The following is a 19,665-nucleotide window of genomic DNA, read 5'->3' as shown; positions in this document are numbered from 1 at the left end:
GAAGGCCACCTTGTTGTGGCCTTTTTTGATCCCCCAAAGTCGTCAGCTCAGGAAGCGCTCAGTTCATTAATAATCATCAATTTAAAACGCGGATGCAGCTTAGGCTGCCAGTCTGCACGACCTGGATTGATAGATTTAACCCCCAATTGCTTTAGTACTGAGGAGTTAAAGGTCCAGCCGCGGTAACGCTGCTGTGTTGCAAGCCTGCGTAATTCAGGCTGCAGGCCCAGAGTTAATAAGGCTGGATCAACACCAAGTTGTTGATACAACAAAGCTTCTCTTTGACTCGCTTTTACAATCACCTGATCATAATGAGCTCTGAGTTTCTGCCATTGTTGTTGACGTTCTTCCCCTTTTAAATCTTTCACCATGCCGTCTATATCGGCATCAAGCCAGCGTGCAGATGCAGCATTACCATGCCAACCTAAAACTGCATTTTCTCCCAACCATTTGGTTTTTCCTGCGACAAAAACATAATTAGCACAAGAGGAAAAGCAAAAATCCGGTACTTCCACATCCAGCTGTTGCTGCAACACAAAGTCGGCTAAGTCCATCCCCAAATCGATGTTCCCACCACCACTTTGGATCACTAAACGCTTAGGTTTGCTCTTGGCTTGCTGATACAGCTGCATCAGATGGTTATTATCCTGAGCCGTAATTTGTCCTTTGTAATGAAGAGTGTCAGCCTCCAGCCACACCTTTGCATCAGCAGGAACTGACAGCGATAACACAGCTGCTACAACAGCTGCAGCTTTCCAACTTAACATGTACTTTACTCCCCGGACTTTAGTCTGACGCCTCTGAAAAGCTGCAATAAAATCAATCTTCACCCTCTAAAAACTTAATGATAATTGATCTCATTTAAAAATGCATTTATTATGCGCATCTTTTTCTTCCGGATGTCCTTGTTATGTATGAAGTTATCAGCCTGAGCTTGAGAAAAATCAGTGTAGTCGCCTTGGCTTTATCTGTGTTAACTGCCTGCGGTGGCGGAGATTCAAATTCAGCCCCTGCATTTGGCAATACTGAACTTAGGTTCACGCTAGATGAAGACACTAAGCTGACCGCCCAGGCAGAAGCAACGGATTCAGACGGCGACACTTTAACCTATATGCTTGAGTCTGCGGCCAATAACGGCGTATTTCAGCTACTACAAAATGGCCATTTCAGTTACAGCCCATTTGCTGACTTTCATGGCACTGACCACGTCAGATTGTCTGTCACTGATGGCAAAGACAGAGCTGTAGTTGATTTGACATTTACTATCCACAATGTAAATGACATTCCAAAAATACTCAGTACAAATGTGATAGTGAATAGCTCTGGTATCACCACTGGAAAAATAGAAGCTTTTGACCAGGATAGCGATGCTCTGACCTTTAGCCTTGCCAGTAGCCCGGAAAATGGCACTTTAGAGATCAACAGCTCTACCGGTGAATTTGTCTATACACCTGAAGTACTCAGCATGATTGATGGCTCTTTTCTGGTGGCGGTTACAGACGGCATTATCGAAACACCGGTAACACAGCAGATAGAACTCAGAGCCAGCTATATCACCAACGCAGATAAACTTAATTACTACTACAGCAGTAACAGTTCTCATCTGAAGAAAAGTGAAGACGTTATTGCTCAGTTACCAGACGATAATGCCAAAGACACTGCCAATACAGAGCTGGCCTCAGGCTATTTGATCGCAGGGTTCCAGTCCAAAGCTGAAGAAATCCTTGGTAATGCGATCTCTGAAGCAGGAGCCCAGGCTCTGGCTTACCGAAATGCATCCACTCATGCCGATGCAATCGGAAATACGGCACTGGGTAACCACTACCGGAGCCTTTCCTCACGGCTTTACACCCAAAAATTGCTGGAAAAAGGCATAGCCAATATCACCACAGCCGACGCTAGTTTTATGATGTCTTTGGCAAGATATTACCGACAGGCAGGTGCAGTAAGCGACTCAGCTGCATTGATGAGTCAACTCAAAAGCTTTGCTTTAGCCTCAAAAACCGAAGTTTATAGCACTATCTATGGTAATTTTCTGACTGCTTACCAGTTAAATACCAACGCCTTGATCGACAATTATCTGGCTGAGCCAACCGAAGCTCATCGGCTGGAGGCGTTGAGCGCTATTGAAGATTATGCCGAACTGGCAGAACAAACCAGTTATGAAATTCCAACCAGTGGTGCCTATAGAGGCCAAAAAGTGTATAGGTACCGCGCCTTACATTTATCCTATGTGGCCGAGCGTTTTCAACAAATAAACGCTGTAGAAAAAACCAAAGAGTACTTGGCTAAAACTCTGGCTATTTATGCAGACACCAATTACGACAACAACTACAGCTACAGCAAATCCGCTTATGCGACAGCCACATTGGGTTATTACAGCTTTCCACTGCAATCTTCCGCAGGCTTGTTTCAGTACCACTATCCGACCCTAAGCACAAACCTGCCATTATCACTTTTGCCTGCCACTGGTACTGCTACGGCCAATGCTAAAAATGACATTGCTTTGCATAAAGCATTACAAAAACTACAAGCAGGCAACGACACAGCAACAGTGCTGGCAGAGCTGAAAACCAGTTACAGCAGATTGCGTGATTATTACCCAGTGTTGTTTGAAAATGGTTCAGCCAATCCGGGTTTAGCATGGGATCTGTTTTATTCAGGACATCGCGACAAAGCGCTTGAACTGATGCAGTTAGCCTCAACGCTGCTGAATTCGGAAGAGTATTTTGCTGAGCGCTCCAGCGCCGCTTATATGTTGGGCAGTTATGGCTGTTATCGTCTGGTCAAGGCCTATCAGCAGATGGCAGCTGATGAATTAGCAAACCAACAGGCACTGCACTGTGAAAGCATAGCCACTCAGTATTTCCATCCGGACAAAAAACGGCTGGATATATCACAATCAATCCTTGGGTACCGTTATCTGATTTCAACAGCTCAATTGGCTGGCCGCACTGAAACAGCACAGAGCAGCGCTACGTTACTGACATCGCTACTGGCCTCTTTAACCGATACTCAACAGCGTTTTATCAGCTCGATCAATGCCGCCAGTTTACTGGCATCTGCAGGTTTTTATACTCAAGCTGGCGATCTGCAGGCCAAAGCCTATCAGGATCTGGATAGCTTACTGGCTGGCTCGCCCACTCAGGAGCAACTGAGTGAGTTACTCAAAGCTCTGCTGACTTACAGCGGCGATCTGTATAAAGCGACTGACATCGATACAACCTTTAACCAGCGTAACTATATCAGGGCTTTGCGCTACGCCTCAGCAACAGCTAAAACCGTGGATATTCCAGCTGCTTATCAGGCATTACAGCAAAGGGTTTCTGTGTTCAATGCCAAGATTGCCGAGCTTTCCATTAACGAACAGCAGGAACTGCATGAGAACCAGATTAAGTTAAATCTGGCGTCTGACTTGAGTGAACAAGCTTTGGCCATCATCCGGACCGATGCGGTAGCAGCTGCAGAAAAAGTAAGTCTCAACACCGAAGTCGCAACTCACTATGCACTGCAAAATCATTTCCCCGGCACTACGGTGGCAAACGTCGACACCGACAACGACGGTTTACCTAACTTCTTTCTGCTAAGTGCCACAGCTGAACAGATCCAGGCTTCAGGCCTGACTGCAGATAACGACGCGGATAATGATGGCATTGCCGATCCAGAAGATCTCAACCCCTTGGTTGCAACTCATTAACACTTAGAAAAGGGTTCTGTATGAACTATCGTTATAGCCCACTGGCGCTGCTGCCTTTATTCGCCTCTTGTTACGGCTATGCACAAAGCAGCACTGCAGATACACAGCAACTGATGCGCCACTACAAGCTAAAAGAAGCCGATATTGTGCTTTGCCAGAAACAAAGCAAAGTAGCAGCTGCAGTTCATCAGTGCCTGCAGCAAACTAAAGTGATGGAAAAAATTGAAGTCAAAGGACGGTATACCGGCCCGGAACAGCCTGAAATAGTCGGGCGTTATCATTTGGACCGCAATTTTATTCAGCGCAGTCCAAAATCCACAGGTGATATTAACGAGCTTATTGCCCTGATGCCTGGTGTACAGCTGTCAGAATCGGCCTATGCCTTAAATCAGGCCGCAGAAATTCAGGCAAAAGAGCTATCCATTTCCGGTGGCCAACCCTGGCAAACCGGCTTTTTCCTCGACGGTGTCAATTACAACAGCAGACTAGATCCAAGCGGAAGTTCAGGTGCTTTGTATGAAGCCAATGATGTAAGAGGCTCGGCCCAGGCTTTTACCCTGAACAGTCAGTTAGTAGAATCTATAGATGTCTATGACAGTAATATTCCAGCTAACTTTGGTGATTTCTCTGGTGGTGTGGTCGATGTGAAGTCGCGCTCAGCTTTTGATCAAAATCGCTTTGGCATCAGTTATCGCGGCACTCAAAGTGATTGGGGCAATTACAAACTGATCACAGGTAATAATGATAATGTCAGCCCAGCCAGCACCGGCGATGCGCCTGTGTTTGAAAAAAATAGCTACGGTGTATCAGCAAGCCATCAATTTAACAGTCAGCATGCGCTGCTTATCAATCTGAATTATCTGGAAAGTACGGTCAGTGAGTTGTCTTTAGGTGAGATGGTAGCGACACAAAGGGAAAACACCAACCTGCTGCTGAAGTACTCGCAGCGGGATTTGTGGCTGGACCGCGTCGATTTAACCGCCACCTACGCCCCTTACAAAAATCACAACATACAAACGAACGTCAAAGACAGCGAGTTTGTGGTCGAAGGTGGAGGTTTCAGCACAGCACTGCACCTGGCTAAAGACCTTAGATTAGGCCAGTGGTCTGGCAAACTGAGCTATAGCGGTAGCGAAAACAGCAGAGATGCCGCCGATCACTATTACGTCTGGCTGCAAGCCAAAGGCAAAGACTGGGGCAAGCTGGATCAAGTACAGAATTCCTCTGTCACGCCTGTATCTAAACAAGGAGGCCTTGGCGATCTGGATAAAACCCAAAACAATGCCCGCCTGGAAAGCAGCCTGCAGTTCAATGATTTGAGCTATCTAGGGCTGAACCATCGCTTGTTGCTTGGGATAGATATTGAGTCTGAGCAAATAAAACGTCAGCGTTTTTATGACAGTTATAACTACACAGCTGCCCGACAATATACCAGCACTCAAACACCATTGAACTGCAACGGTTACTTGTACGACTGCGTTGAACTTGAATTTGTCCGGCCACTGGCCGAGCTGGAGCAGGAACTAGGGCGGCCCTTAGATTTAAGCCTGGTTGAGGATATGCTGCTGTACAGCGAAAACGTCAGTAGCACACCTCAGTACTTTGAATCCAGACTAGTGTATCCTTCTGAACTCATTAATGAAAAAGTGCTGAAAAATGCGCTGTACCTGACCGACCAAATCGAGTCCGGCGATTGGGATTGGCATCTGGGTTTGCGCTACAGCACAGACAATTTTTTCAAAAATCAAAATCTGGCGCCCCGTCTGAGTGCTGGTTATCGCTTATTTGGCGATGCGGATTCTTTGCTGACTTTTGGTCTGAACCGCTACTACGACGCAGGTCTTCTAAGCTACAAAATTAAAGAGGCACAACTGCCTTATTATGTGCAGTACAGGCCTATCCGTAACGGTGCACTGCAAGGATGGCTGCGCTCGTCGGCCGACAGCAATACTCGTGTAAGGTACGATAATGTAAAAACACCTTATGACGATGAAGCCACCTTAGGCTTTAAGCAAAATACCGAACACTTTGGTACCTTTAGCATCAAAGCCCTAAAACGCTGGAAAAAAGATCAGCTAGCCGCGGCCTCAGATCCAGTGCGGGAAAGTGACGGCTATTTCTATAAGTATCAAAGCAATAGCGGCAGTGGTTACAGTAATAGGCTATCGCTGGCCTGGAGCAAGCAGTGGCACGATCATAGCTTCTGGTTGAATACCAGTTTCAGTAAAACTTTTAGCAGCACAAATGAGTTCGATGAAAATATCAACAATACAGCAGCAGATGAACTGGTGATTCTGGATGGCCAGCTGACCAGTCTGGATGCATTAAACAGAATTAATACCAATTTTGCCCGACCACTGGTGCTGAATTTTGGCTGGTCATCCGATTGGACAAACAAGCTTAACAGTAGCCTGACCGCAACCTATAAAGCCAGTTACACTGCAGCAGTAGGCACAGGGACTTACGACACCACAGGCAACACCAATTGGTTATGCCCTGAATGCAGCTCCGGCTCAGTATTGGTTCCTGTGTACAGCACAAAGCGACTGGACGGCACTACGCTGGTGAATTTGGCTGTTAACTATCAACTTTATCAATCTGCTACTGGCAATTTGGCACTAAGTGCCGATATCACCAATTTGTTTGACAGTCGCACGCATCAAATACTGCCTGGGGCCAACGGTGTAGAAATAGGACGCCAGTTCTGGATTGGAATTTCATATGACTATTATTAAAAACTCAGCTCACACGTTATTTATAGCTGCACTGCTTTACCCAGTGTTATCCATTGCCAGCACCGACACGATCAAGCTGCGGGCTTTATACAATCAGCCTGTAGCTCAGTGGCCACAAGCTCAACTGGACTCAGAGGTTACCAGGGCAGAGCTAGCGCCTTTGCCTGCCACAGCAAAACCACAAAGTCAGACTGAGCAATTAAAATATCAGCTGGGTGAGCAGCTGTTTTCTGATGTGATGTTGTCGGCCGATAACAGCATCAGCTGCGCCAGTTGTCACGATGCAAAACTACAGTTTTCTGATGCAAAAACCACAGCTGTAGGAGTTCAGGGCAAAACCGGTAATCGCAATACCCCGGCTTTGTTTAATCTTGAACTCTGGCATAGTTACTTTTGGGATGGCCGCACAGCAACCTTAAAAGCTCAGGCTTTGCAGCCCATCAGTAACCCTATAGAAATGGATCTTCCTATCGAAGATGCCGTCAGAAAGCTAAACGCGTCGAAGCACTACCGGACATTATTTTCGCAAGTGTATGACAGCCCTCTGATCGATGCTGAGCAGTTAGCTGATGCTTTGGCTTATTTTGAACTGCAGATCAAAGCCCCACGCACAGCCTACGACGAGTTCCTTGAAGCGGCTTACAGTAAGGACCCACATAAGCACAGTAAAAGCACCGCAGTATTAAACGATCAACAGTTGCTGGGTTTACATTTATTCCGCACCAAAGCCCGTTGTTTAAACTGCCATCAGGGGCCATTGCTGTCTGATAATAAATTCCATGTCACAGGCCTGCATTTTTACGGCAGACCTTTTGAGGATTTAGGACGTTATCTGGAAACCAAAGTCGCCAGTGATTCAGGTAAATTCCGCACCCCAGCTTTGCGCGCTGTGTTTCACACCGGCCCTTGGATGCACAATGGTTTATTTACCCAGTTTGAAGGTATTGTGGCGTTTTATAATAATGCAGGCCTTAAAGCCAGAATGCCGAAAAAAGGCCTGCAGCCCGGTGCTGCGCCCTTTCCAGAGCACTCACCTTTATTGCAAAAACTACAGTTAACCAAAGCAGAACAACAAGCTTTAACTGAGTTTTTAAAAATCCTCTAACTGACAGCGGTTGATCTCAACCGCTGTTCTCAAAGCAAAGTTGAGAACTCATCCGGCGACACAGCTTTTGACCAGAAGTAACCCTGAGCACAACTACAACCAGCCTGCTGCAGCAATAGCAGGCTTTGATTATCTTCCACCCCTTCAGCCACTGTGTGTAAACCTAAGCTGCTGGCCAGTTGAATAATGCCGTTCACTAAGGCCAGGTCTTTGTCATTTTGCCGGATACGGGCCACAAAGGAGCGGTCTATTTTTAAACTGCTCAGACTAAACTGGCTTAAATACCCCAGATTGGAATAACCAGTGCCAAAATCATCGATAGCAAAACGTACACCCAAAGCAGATAACTCATCGATTTGTTGCTTGACTAAGGTCCTGTCATCAATCAACACAGATTCTGTCAGCTCAAGCTCCAGCACCTGAGCGGCCAAACCTGTGTCTTGTAGTACCTGCATGACCACAGCAGGCAAATCGCCTTGCTTGAATTGCATTGCGGAGATATTAACGGCAATGCTTAATGCAAACCCAGACTTTTGCCAAAGCACAGCCTGAGCACAAGCCTGTTGTAAAACATAAAGTCCTAGTTCCTGAATTAAGCCCGTTTCCTCAGCAAGAGGAATAAACACATCAGGTGGAACTGGCCCTAACTCTGCATCAGTCCAGCGCAATAAAGCCTCAGCTCCACGAATGCTATTGTCTTTTAAATCATAGGTTGGCTGATAGGCAACAGTAAAAAGTTGCTGTTTAACAGCCACCCGCAAACGCATCATCAGGTTAAACTTGTTCAGCTGTTGTTGTTCCATATCAGAGTGATACCAACAGAATCTGTTACGGCCCATCTTTTTAGCCTGATACATAGCCGTATCTGCTTTTTTGCAAAGCTGATGAAAATCTGTACCGTCTGCAGGAGCTAAAGTGACACCAATAGAGGCAGATAACTGCACTTTTTGCTCTTGTACATAAAACTCCTGCTGACACAGCTGCAGCAATTGCCGGATCTGAAGTTCCAGCTCGGCCGGGTTTTGCCATTGCGTCAGGATCAGCACAAATTCATCACCACCAAAACGGCTCAATACGTCAGAATCTGAGCATTGCTGTTGCATCAGCTGCGCCAGTTGTTTCAGAACTTCATCACCGGCCTGATGGCCTAAAGCGTCGTTAATAGGTTTAAAGTTATCTAAATCGATAAACAACAAAGCCAATGGCCCATCAGGTTTAGTCGCTAAGGCGCGGTGGAATGATTGCTCACATTGCGCTCTGTTGACTAAGCCGGTTAACGGATCATGCTGAGCCAGACGCTGGATTTCCAGTTGCGAACGCAGCACCCGCTCATTTTCTTCTTTTAGCTGGCGCAGCACATCTTTGGTGTCTCTGGCAATAAGCCGCATACTTAAGCCGCTGACAATTAAAAGAATATTTAAAGAAATAAAAGAGTTAACACTGACTTCAGGAGTGTTGAAACTAATAAAACCATACAACGTAGCTAAGGACAAAGCGGAACAAAACAGCAAAATAAAACTAAACAGCAGCAGGTAAAATCGTCTGCCGCTGTACATAGCCGCGTAAGCCAGCACCAGCGGATAACCCAGCAGCATCAAATCAAACACGCCTAAATTAATACTAACCAGACTACAGATCATCAGGGTGAGCAGCCACAATAAGCTGCCAATAGCAAAATGGACTTTGCGTTGCTGCAACAATACCGCAATACAAGCCAGCCCCAAAGCTACGGTGAACAAGATAGCTGACGATTTTGGTCCTGAGACTAAAATGCCAGCCAGAGTTCCTGTTAAACAAATCCAGACTATTTGCTTCAGTCGATTCAGCTGGGCAGTTGTAAAAGCACTGATATCCGTGCTAACGGAAAAATCAAATAAGGTCCACTGCTTCATGCAACTCCAATTACCTGAGGTATAAAGTTTTATTAAGATCGGTTCATTAGAACAATCAGATTTTATTAAACCTTAAGTTTACCGCGAAAGCGAGAATCTGATAAAAATAAAACACCGGAACAAGTCCGGTGTTTTTGATCTGTAACAACTCACTGTTGTATTACATGCTGTAACGCACGCCCAGGGCGAAAGTACGGCTGTATAAGGCGGTACCAAAGTTACCTGTGGTTGCATCATTGCCATAGTAGCTCTGATACAGCTCGTTGGTCAGGTTGGTGCCGTCCAGCGTCAGCTCAAACTGTTCTGTCAGCTTGTAGCTTAATTGGAAGTCCATGCTGGCTTCGTCTTTACGACGCATTTCCAGCGGGTTAGCAAACAGAGCCGCTTCATAGTTAGCCAGGAACCCTTTACGCCATGCATAAGACAATCTCATATTCAGATCGTTTTTGTCATAGGCCAGCACTATGCTGTAAGACGAATCAGACACGCCAAACAGATCGGTGTCTCTGTAGCCGGTGATTTCGCCTTCACTATTGGTATCAGGTGTAGTTTGTTGCGACGACAAGCGGGTATAACTGGCCTGCACACCAAAACCATCCAATGCTTGTGGTAAATAGTCAGGGAACCAGACTAAACCAATTTCAGCACCTGACAACTCGCCATTAGAAGCGTTGTATGGCTGTGTTAATACGAATTTGTAAGGCGTTGGATCAGTTGCAGATTTTGGTGCTGTTACTGAACGGCGGAAGCCCACCACAAAACCATCAATATCACGTCTAAACACTGTGCCGTATAACGAGCTGGCATCAGCAAAATACCATTCCAGTGAAAAATCATAGTTTTGTGATTCAGTTGGTTTTAAGTCAGGGTTACCGCCACCCGCTGTACCATAACCAATACCTGTTACGTCTTCGTTGTAGATGATCAAAGGATTTAAATCACCAAAGCCCGGATAACGCAGTGTTTCAGTATAAGCCACACGTGCCTGGACATCGTCAGTTAACTGATAACGGGCAGACAAGCTTGGCAAAATTTTACGGGTTTTACTCTCGCCTGCAGTCGACGGCTGAACAGCACCTGGCGCGCTTTCCTGCCAAAACATTGAATCTGTGTCTATGCCAGTATAACGGGCACCAATTTCACCGTTTAACACACGGCCGGCCACTTCAGTTTCAAATTTGCTCTGCAAATACAAAGATAACGTAGTGGCGTCAATATCAAAAGAACGCTGTAAATTCAGCTTGTTCATGCCATACATTGTGCGGAATTGATCAGCATTATCACGAATATAGTGACCATTCGCCACAGCCCATGAGGTAGGTACGTTAGCTTCACCATCCATAAAACCACTGTTGATTGCAGCTAATCCGTCAACAGTGCCGACATTCACAGCGCCACCACAACAACGGTCCTGGCGACTAAAAGAGGTGGTCGCACCACGCTTGTCATAGCGCACACCAGTTTCCACTGTGGTAAAGAAACCATCCAGAGCGTAAGTTAAATCTGAAGTAAAAGTTACTGCGTCACCCACATCGCTGTTGGCATTGTCATACATGCTATCAGTCAGATAGGCTGACGGATCGGCCATACTGGATTCATCCACAGCGGCGGTTGCCGGATTGTCTTCAAAGTTGAAGCCAGGTATACCGCCGTTTTCGTTAAAATCGACATTCAGTTTGTAGTTATTGCCGGGACGTACAAAACGCATGGCAAAAAAGTCGCTGCTGTATTCACTATCCTGATACACCAGTTCAGACTTCAGCGTCATTTCATCAGACAATTCCCACTTGCCGCCAATAGCATGCAGATAACTGTCAGTTTTACCTGTAGATAAATCACCACTGGTAAAGACCCAAGGGTCATTCACTGAGCGGGATTTGACAATATTAGTACCAGGATGCAAAACCACGTTGGCAGAGGCTGCAGCCTGAGCTGGCGTCATGCCGCCATAACTGCCCCACCAGTCAGCAAAAGAGAACAGCAGACTGTTAAAACCTTCGTTCCGGAAACCGTTATAAAATGACTCAAACACATATTCCGATTTATCATTTGGCGCAAACTGCAAAGAGATATTGGCCGCAGGACGCTCACGTTTACCGTTGTAGTCGCTCTGGAAAATAGCATCTCGACCCAGGATATAAGGCGTAGCAACACCATTCACATTTAAAGTGGAACCACTGGCAGATGGCAAACCATTCAGCAAGCCAGGTTGCCAGATTGGATTTTCAGCCACACCAGGTTTATCAAGGAAAATACGCTCGTATGGCGTAAAAGGCGCTGTAGGATTAGCTGTCATAAAAGGCACCATAGCACCGGCTGTGACGCTTTGATCGCGGTATTTCATGCGGGAAAATGACAGGTTGACTAAAGCACCAAAGCGACCTGCATCCAACTCCCAGTTATTGCTGGCAAGCGCACTTAAAGTCGGGTTAGTTTCTTCATTTTGCTCGGTGTAAATACCACGGGCTGTGGCAATAAACTTAGCGCCGTCAAAATCAAAAGGTCTGTGCGTTTTTACATCGATGGAGCCTGCAATACCACTTTCAATCTGGCTGGCAGAACGGGTTTTGTAGACATCAACTTGTTTTAACAAACTGGCAGGAATGTCTTGTAATGCAACTGCTGTACCTGCGGCAGTAAATATATTACGGCCATTCACAGTCGTAGTAATGTCGCTTAAACCACGGATAGATACAGCTGATACTTCGCCTGAACCGCGGTTAGTCACCTGAACACCAGTGACTCGTTGCAGCGACTCGACGACATTGTTGTCCGGGAATTTACCTATGTCTTCCGCCACTATGGCATCGACAATTTGTTCGTTGTGACGTTTTACATCAAGCGCTTTATTCAAACTGCCTCTGATGCCTTTGACTTCAATAATTTCTACACTTGTTGCTTTGTTATCTTCTTGCGCTGCAGTAACTGGCTGGCTTAACAGAACTAAAGCCATAGACACCGCACTGCTTAAGACGGATCGCTTAAACATGAGCTTCTTCTCCCCTTGTCGTGGTTTTATTACACCTTCCCGGTCAAAACACAGCAGACCTTCGAGGCATTTTTTTATCATTTCTCAAATCATGCTATTGTATGATTATTACTCTGTCAACTAACAGACAAAGAAATAAATACGAGCTTCAATTTCCGGCAAAGCAAAAGAAATGTTCGGCAAAATGAGAAAAAAATCGGAGAAAATCAGGAAAAAGAGGCCAATATTCCTCTAGTGAGAAGCGGCCAACTTTAGTGCTATATTTTTAGGACTGGACCGAGTAACACAACAAAATTGCAGAAAAAAGCCAGCTCTAAGGCTGGCTTGCTTTGGGAAAATTTAAGGCTGCAGCGATTTATCCCGTATCGCTTTAAACTCTTTACCGGGCAACCAGTTAGGCCAGCTTTGGCTGTTCGCCACCTCTAAACCTACCTGATAAAACAGGAATAAATCCTGCTGTGAACCTCGTAAATCCCAGTTCGGATCAAACTCGTCGTTCACCTTGTGGTAGTAGTCCGTGACGTAGTTTTTGCGTTGCTGCAGGCCCCAGTCTTTACCATGGGCGACACTGTCGATACCACCACGGGCATACAGCATAGGTACGCCTTTTTTCGCCAGATTAAAGTGGTCTGAGCGGTAATAAAAACCATCCTGTGGTGTAGGTTCTGGTGCTATGTAGCGGTTTTGCGCTTTGGCATATTTAGCCAGAATAGGCTCCAGCTCTGAGCTGCCATAACCAAATACCATCACATCACGCATTGGGCCGTAGACATTCATAATGTCCATATTGATACCGGCTACGGTTTTATGGACCGGAAACAGGGGATGTTCAGCATACCAGCGTGAACCTAACAAACCTCGTTCTTCTGCGGTAACGGCCACAAAAGCGATGGAACGCTCTGGTGCAGGGCCTTGTTTAAATTTCTCAGCCAGCGCTAATAAACCGGCAATACCACCGGCATTATCCTGAGCACCGTTAAAAATTTTGTCATCACTGCGGCTGAAATCCAGACCAAAATGGTCCCAATGCGCCATATAAATTACAGCTTCATCCGGCTTTTTACTGCCAGGGATAAAACCAATCACGTTATTGGAGTCGATTTCGCGCAGGTTGTTTTTGATGCTGATACTGGCTTTGGCATTCAGTGGTATCGCCTTAAAATCAGGCTTTAATGCTTTGGCTTTCATCTCTTTTAAGCTACTGCCATTGGCGGCAAATAAACGCTCGGCAGCGTCCAGAGATAACCAGCCTTCCACCTGAGCTTTGTGCATGTTTTTATTGGCATTGGCCAGTTCAAACCGAATTGGGCTGGTGCCAGAGACCACATTCCAGCCATAACTGGCGGCTTCAGTTTCGTGCACTATCAACAGCATGGCTGCGCCCTGACGGGCTGCTTCTTCATATTTGTAAGTCCAGCGACCGTAGTAGGTCATGGCATTACCGGTAAAAAGTTTTTCGTCCTGAGTGGCAAAACCCGGATCGTTTACCAGCACCACCACTGTTTTGCCTTTTACATCTAAATCTTTGTAATCGTTCCAGTTGTATTCAGGCGCCACTATGCCGTAACCGGCAAATACCATCTCGCTGTTTTCGACCTTAATTTCTGGCTGCATGCGGGTTGACCAGGCCATCATGTCAGTTTTGTACACCAGATTAGCAGCGGTTTTATCGCCAGTTAAGGTCATGCTGGAAACCGCCACAGGATCAATTTGTACCACTGGCACAGCCTGACGGTAACTGCCTTCTTTGTATGCCGTTAAACCTAAACGTTTAAATTCAGTTTCAAGGTAAGCGACAGTGCGCTTTTCACCTTCAGTAGCCGGAGCACGGCCCTGCATTTCATCCGACGCTACTTTTTCAAAATAGCGGGCAAAATTAGCATTAAAGTCGGTTTGTACTAATGCCGGCTCAGCGGCACTGGCGGTAAAAACCAGACTCAAAGCCAGAGTGGTTACTAACTTATTCATAGATTTCCTTTTAAAAAAATAAGGCAGAGTCGATGCTCTGCCTTATGATCTTTGACTCACTTTTACTTAGAAGCCAATGAGGCATCCCGAATGGCGCGGAACTCGCGACCTTCAAACCAGTTTGGCCACTGATCTGAGTTGGCAAGTTCGTTACCTACCTGATAGAACACATTCATGTCCTGCTGCACACCCCGTAAATCCCAGCTGTCGTTAAATTCGTCAGCGGCTTTATGGTAACAGCACACGTTGTATTCTTTCTTCTGGGCTGCGCCCCACTCTTTGCCATGTTCAAAACTGTCGATGCCACCTTTAGCGTACAACATAGGCACGCCAACTTTGGCCAGATTGAAGTGGTCTGAGCGGTAGAAAGAACCATGCTCAGGGCTTGGCTCAGGCGCTACATAACGGCCTTGCTGTTCAGTGTATTTAGTCAGCAGGTTTTCCAGCTCTGAGTTGTTATGGCCCACTACCACCATATCTTTCATCGGGCCATAGACGTTCATCACATCCATATTGATACCAGCGACAGTTTTATTCAGCGGAAATACCGGATGAGCTGCATACCAGGCTGAACCTAATAAACCACGTTCCTCAGCCGTTACCGCCAGGAACGCCACTGAGCGTTTTGGCTTAGGTTGTTTGGCGAAATGTTCGGCTAAAGCAATCACAGCGGCAGTGCCGCTGGCGTTGTCTTGTGCACCGTTAAAGACTTTGTCTTTTGGATTAGAGAAATCCACGCCCAGGTGATCCCAGTGGCCCATATACAGCACCACTTCGTCTGGTTTTTCTGAGCCTTCGATGTAACCCATCACATTGTTTGACGTCAGTTCACTGATATTGTTTTTCACTGAAACCGAAGCTGTTACGCCCATAGGCACTGGTGCAAAGTCTTTGCTCAGTGCTTTTTGGCGCATGGTTTCAATGTCAGTGCCCATAGAGGCAAACAATTGCTGCGCCGACTCAGTAGTCAGCCAGCCTTCCACTTTGGATCTGTCCATATTTTTATTTGGATTAATCAGATCAAACTTAGTAGGCGAACCACCAGCTATCACCTGCCAGCCGTAAGAAGCGGGTTCAGTTTCGTGAATGATCAAAGCCATGGCCGCGCCCTGACGAGCAGCTTCTTCGTATTTGTATGTCCAGCGACCATAATAAGTCATGGCATTACCGGTAAAGAGATTTGGATCCTTAGTGGCAAAACCCGGATCGTTGACAAACATCACCACTGTTTTGCCTTTGACGTCCAGACCTTCGTAGTCGTTCCAGTCGTATTCTGGCGCTACTATGCCGTAACCGACAAAAACTAACTCGCTGTCTTTGACTTCAACCTGTTCAGTGACTTGCGTGGTCCAGGCCATCATTTGTTCTTTGTATTTCAGTTCAGCATTAAGCTTATCGCCCGCCAGTTTAAGGCCAGACACTTCTTTAGGGTCAATACGAACTAAAGACACAGGCTGTAAGTAGCTATCCCCATCAATACCTTTGAGCCCAATACGTTTAAATTGCTCGGAGATATAGTTAATGGTTTTTTCTTCGCCTGGAGTTGCAGGCATACGGCCCTGAAATTCATCAGAAGCCAGAGTTTTTAAGTAGTCTTTATAAGCTGAGTTAAACTCAGTCCCAGCCAAAGCTGTAGCTGCTTTGGCGGGTTCAACGGCTGCGTTGCTGGCTGTTTGTTCCTGTTCAGCTGGTTTAGAACAAGCTGTTAAGGTTAAAGCGGCCATCACGGTCAGCGTTGTGGCTGAAAACCAAAATTGTGGTCTCATAACACTCCCGATTTATTATTGTTTTGTATATTGATATAAACTGACTCTCTGATACTAACCAAGCGCGCTGCACCTGACCAGAGCTGTTATCGCAGCTTTTGCCCCATTAGCGGTGATTTTGCTGTTAATTGCGTAATTAATACCCAAGTGACCTCAAGATGCGAGTTTCAGCTTCTTGAAGTTACTTGGGTATACCAGCACCCCAGTTGGCTTTTGGTAAAGCGACAGCTTTGCTTAAGTCAAAATCCACCCGAAATTCACGGCCTTCGCGGGTTAAACGGTAGCTGAAACTTTCATTCGGGTATAAATACATATGCCAGGTATTGCCGACGGACTGTGGTGTTTTGGTTTTGATAAAGAGGTTTTTAGAATAATCATCCGCAGGAAAACTCTGAGCTTCAGTCCAGCCTGGTGTAGCTGTATGGCCACCGTACAGAGTAGACTCATCATCTGTGCCATCTTCATGCTTATGTTGGTGCTGCAACTGCAGGCCTGAATCAGTTTTGGTAATAATCCAGGTGCGGGAGCGGTTTTCACCAACGACAAAAGGCACCTGAATTTGAGTGTCGCTGCAATCGCGCACATGCATCACCATATCGCCACTAAAGGCCGGGCTGGGTTGGTTATCCACAGTAGTTTTGCCAGCAAAAGCTTTACCACAAAGGGCCTTTAACTGGTCAAAAAATTGCAGTTGTGCCGGGCTTGGTGCAGCAGAAACAGACCATGAAGCAAGACTGACGGTAATAGTAGCGGTTAAGGAAAGGGCGTTGATAAGTAATGTTTTTTTAGTTATTTGCATCCGTGGACTCCTTTTTTTCGTAACCGCACTATACCTTTATTAATCGCCATAACGCAAAACAGCGCGGCTACTCAGGAATACTTATGCAAAATTTAATAGACACAAAATTACTGATGAAAGTATTTAGTAAAGTAGAGCAACAAGGGGTGACTGTGGACACCCCTTTTGGTAAAGGCTTTGAGCTGGACGGCATGACCATTGCCAGTGGCTTTGACGGCTACGACTTGTATTTTGTGGCCGATGAAGTGACAGTCACATTAGGCTTTCACCAGAAATATCATATAGATGCTAAAGACGAAGAGCATATAGATCGCTTTATCCAGCGTTTAAAGCGGATAGAAGCTAACTAGCCAACAGACTCTTTAAATGGTCTGGTTATGAAAACGTATGCAGTAAAAAAGCCAGACAGAGTGGCTGTGTTAGCATAAGGAAAAACGATATGGAAACAGACGAAGATGCAATTTTCCTTTTACTCCACAGCGCCGCAGAAAAAAGCAGTGCTGCTCAGTGCCCTTGCTTTAGCCTTGTTGGCATCCTGTGGTAAAGCGCCAGTGCAAAACCTGACGCAATCAGTTGACGTAAAAAAAGCGGCAGAACAACCAGCGCCGGTAAAACCTCAAGCCGAACAAGCCGCAGGCAAAGTGGTGGTCTACCAGATGTTCACCCGCTTATTTGGCAATAGCAACAACAGCAATCAGCCCTGGGGCACCATTGAACAAAACGGTGTCGGCAAGTTTAACGATATCAACGAAGCGGCACTGAAAGGCATTAAAGAGCTGGGCGCAAGTTATGTTTGGTACACCGGTATTTTGCATCATGCAGTCATTAGAGATTACAGCGCTTATGGCATAAGCCAGGACGATCCAGATGTAGTCAAAGGCCGCGCCGGCTCTCCTTATGCAGTCAAAGACTATTACAGCGTCAACCCGGATTTAGCAGTAGACCCGGCCAAACGACTGCAGGAATTTCAGGCGCTGATCAACCGCACTCATGCAGAGGGTTTAAAGGTCATTATTGATATAGTGCCAAACCATGTGGCACGGCATTATCAGTCCTTAGATAAACCTGCTGGCATTGAAGATTTTGGCGCCAATGATGACACCAGCGTGGAATACAAACGCGACAACAACTTCTATTACGTGGTTGGCCAGCCGTTTCAGGTACCAGTGGCACAAAACGGGTATCAGCCTTTGGGCGGCGAATCGCATCCATTGAGCGACGGCAAATTTGCAGAAAACCCGGCGAAATGGACAGGCAATGGCTCACGTTTAGCTCAGCCTGACTTTAACGACTGGTATGAAACCGTCAAAGTAAACTACGGTGTTAAACCAGACGGCAGCTACGATTTTGATAGGTTACCTGCCGACTACGCCGATAAATCAGTACAAGAACACGCCGCCTTCTGGCAAGGCAAAGACGTACCCAACTCCTGGCTGAAATTCCGCGACATCGCTTTTTACTGGCTGGATAAAGGCGTAGACGGCTTCCGTTTTGATATGGCTGAAATGGTGCCGGTCGAATTCTGGAGCTTTTTAAACTCCAGCATTAAAAGCAAAAACCCTGATGCCTTTTTATTGGCAGAAGTCTATAACCCTGCTTTATACCGCGACTATATTCGCCTCGGCAAAATGGATTACCTGTACGACAAAGTGGAAATGTACGACAGCTTAAAGCTGGTGATGCAAGGCAAAGGCAGTACCGATGCTATTGCCAGCGTGCAAAAAGGCATGGCGGATATTGAACACCATATGCTGCACTTTTTAGAAAACCACGACGAGCAGCGCATTGCCGCGCCTGAATTTGCCGGTGACGCCAACAAAGCCAAACCCGCTATGGTGGTGTCCGCCTTGATCAGCAGCTCTCCTACTATGTTGTATTTTGGCCAGGAAGTCGGTGAAGCCGGTGCTTTAGATTCAGGTTTTGGTGACCCAAGCCGCACTAGTATTTTTGACTACGCAGGCGTCCCTGCTCATCAAAATTGGTTAAACGACGGTAAATACGATGGTGGCAAACTAACACCAGAACAAAAACAACTGCGCGAGTTTTACACCAAATTAATGACCTTATCGGCAACAGAAGCTGTCTTTAAAGGCGCTTATCAGGAGCTGCATACTGTGAACAAAGGCACAGCAGGTTACAGCGATAAAACCTATGCTTTCGCTCGTTTTAACGATAAAACCAAAGTGATAGTGGCCAGTAACTTTGCCAGCATAGCTACTAGCTTTGCGTTAAAACTACCCACAGATTTAGTACAACAATGGAAATTAAGCGGTAGCGGCTTTGAACTTAAAGATCTGTTATCTGAGCGTAAAGCCTCGTTAAAAGTGACAGGTGACCAAGCTTCAGTGCAAATCGACTTAGCGCCGCTGGAGTCTGTAGTGCTGAAGTTTTGATGTCGTGAGTTGGTCTTTATTTTCTGAGTGAAAGGCGCCGCTGGCGCCTTTTTTTATGTGAACTTGCGCAGTTCCCCCAAAAAACTAAATAGGTAAACCAGCGAGAAGTAAGCTTTGGGTGCAACCTAAAGTATCACTGATTACAAGATAAATGGGGACAACGCCTTCCCTCTCAATAAATTTGTACACATTTCAGATAAAACACTGGATCATTTTTAGGTAAATGCTATTTTAGGTACGGACAAATAAAATCAAGGATGGTCAATGCAGTGACAGCTCCCTCTTGGATTTTACTAAGTCAGGCACCTGTTTACGCCTGCG

The 19,665-nt window shown here is 46.1% G+C and carries 11 protein-coding genes; 5 read left to right on the top strand and 6 right to left on the bottom strand.

Translation table 11 applies throughout. From position 1 onward, the window contains the following. Positions 1–47: 47 nt before the first annotated feature. A complete protein-coding gene (locus EK374_RS20740) occupies positions 48–767 on the bottom strand; it encodes a hypothetical protein (RefSeq protein ID WP_206099291.1) in 720 nt (239 codons plus the stop codon). Positions 768–910: 143 nt separating this feature from the next. On the opposite strand from EK374_RS20740, the gene EK374_RS05445 reads away from it, so the two are divergent. From EK374_RS05445 to EK374_RS05435, 3 genes are read left to right on the top strand one after another with little or no spacing between them, the layout of a single operon-like run. Next, positions 911–3,697, top strand: coding sequence for an Ig-like domain-containing protein (locus EK374_RS05445; RefSeq protein WP_127020875.1), 2,787 nt, complete (start codon positions 911–913; stop codon positions 3,695–3,697). A 20-nt stretch (positions 3,698–3,717) separates the two neighbouring features. Then, positions 3,718–6,432, top strand: coding sequence for a TonB-dependent receptor plug domain-containing protein (locus tag EK374_RS05440; protein ID WP_127020873.1), 2,715 nt, complete (start codon positions 3,718–3,720; stop codon positions 6,430–6,432). Continuing rightward, complete coding sequence (locus EK374_RS05435) at positions 6,419–7,537, top strand: cytochrome-c peroxidase (protein WP_127020871.1); 1,119 nt, start codon at positions 6,419–6,421, stop codon at positions 7,535–7,537. The genes EK374_RS05440 and EK374_RS05435 overlap by 14 nt, the downstream gene beginning before the upstream one ends. Before the next feature lie 29 nt (positions 7,538–7,566). On the opposite strand, the gene EK374_RS05430 is transcribed toward EK374_RS05435, so the two are convergent. The 5 genes from EK374_RS05430 to EK374_RS05410 form a co-directional block, all read right to left on the bottom strand. Continuing rightward, on the bottom strand, positions 7,567–9,429 hold the full coding sequence (locus EK374_RS05430) for a putative bifunctional diguanylate cyclase/phosphodiesterase (protein WP_127020869.1): 1,863 nt from the start codon (positions 9,427–9,429) through the stop codon (positions 7,567–7,569). Positions 9,430–9,589: 160 nt separating this feature from the next. Further along, entirely contained in the window at positions 9,590–12,418 is a 2,829-nt protein-coding gene (locus tag EK374_RS05425) for a TonB-dependent receptor (protein ID WP_127020867.1), read from the bottom strand. A gap of 339 nt (positions 12,419–12,757) precedes the next feature. Beyond that, positions 12,758–14,386, bottom strand: coding sequence for a M28 family metallopeptidase (locus EK374_RS05420; RefSeq protein WP_127020865.1), 1,629 nt, complete (start codon positions 14,384–14,386; stop codon positions 12,758–12,760). A gap of 62 nt (positions 14,387–14,448) precedes the next feature. Next, positions 14,449–16,152, bottom strand: coding sequence for a M28 family metallopeptidase (locus tag EK374_RS05415; protein ID WP_127020863.1), 1,704 nt, complete (start codon positions 16,150–16,152; stop codon positions 14,449–14,451). Positions 16,153–16,333: 181 nt separating this feature from the next. Further along, positions 16,334–16,951: a hypothetical protein gene (locus EK374_RS05410; RefSeq protein ID WP_206099290.1), complete on the bottom strand. Its 618-nt coding sequence runs from the start codon at positions 16,949–16,951 to the stop codon at positions 16,334–16,336. Positions 16,952–17,034: 83 nt separating this feature from the next. Between EK374_RS05410 and EK374_RS05405 the strand changes: the two genes are divergently transcribed. Together EK374_RS05405 and EK374_RS05400 are read left to right on the top strand one after the other, a co-directional pair. Then, positions 17,035–17,301, top strand: coding sequence for a DUF3081 family protein (locus EK374_RS05405; protein WP_127020861.1), 267 nt, complete (start codon positions 17,035–17,037; stop codon positions 17,299–17,301). Positions 17,302–17,406: 105 nt separating this feature from the next. Beyond that, positions 17,407–19,344 (top strand): alpha-amylase family glycosyl hydrolase, encoded by a 1,938-nt coding sequence (locus tag EK374_RS05400; protein WP_127020859.1) that lies wholly within the window; start codon positions 17,407–17,409, stop codon positions 19,342–19,344. Positions 19,345–19,665 lie beyond the last annotated feature (321 nt).

The sequence above is a fragment of the Rheinheimera mangrovi genome (assembly GCF_003990335.1).
Lineage (GTDB): Bacteria > Pseudomonadota > Gammaproteobacteria > Enterobacterales > Alteromonadaceae > Pararheinheimera > Pararheinheimera mangrovi.
The sequence above is the reverse complement of the archived record's forward strand: the minus strand, read 5'-3'. Positions and strand labels throughout refer to the sequence as shown.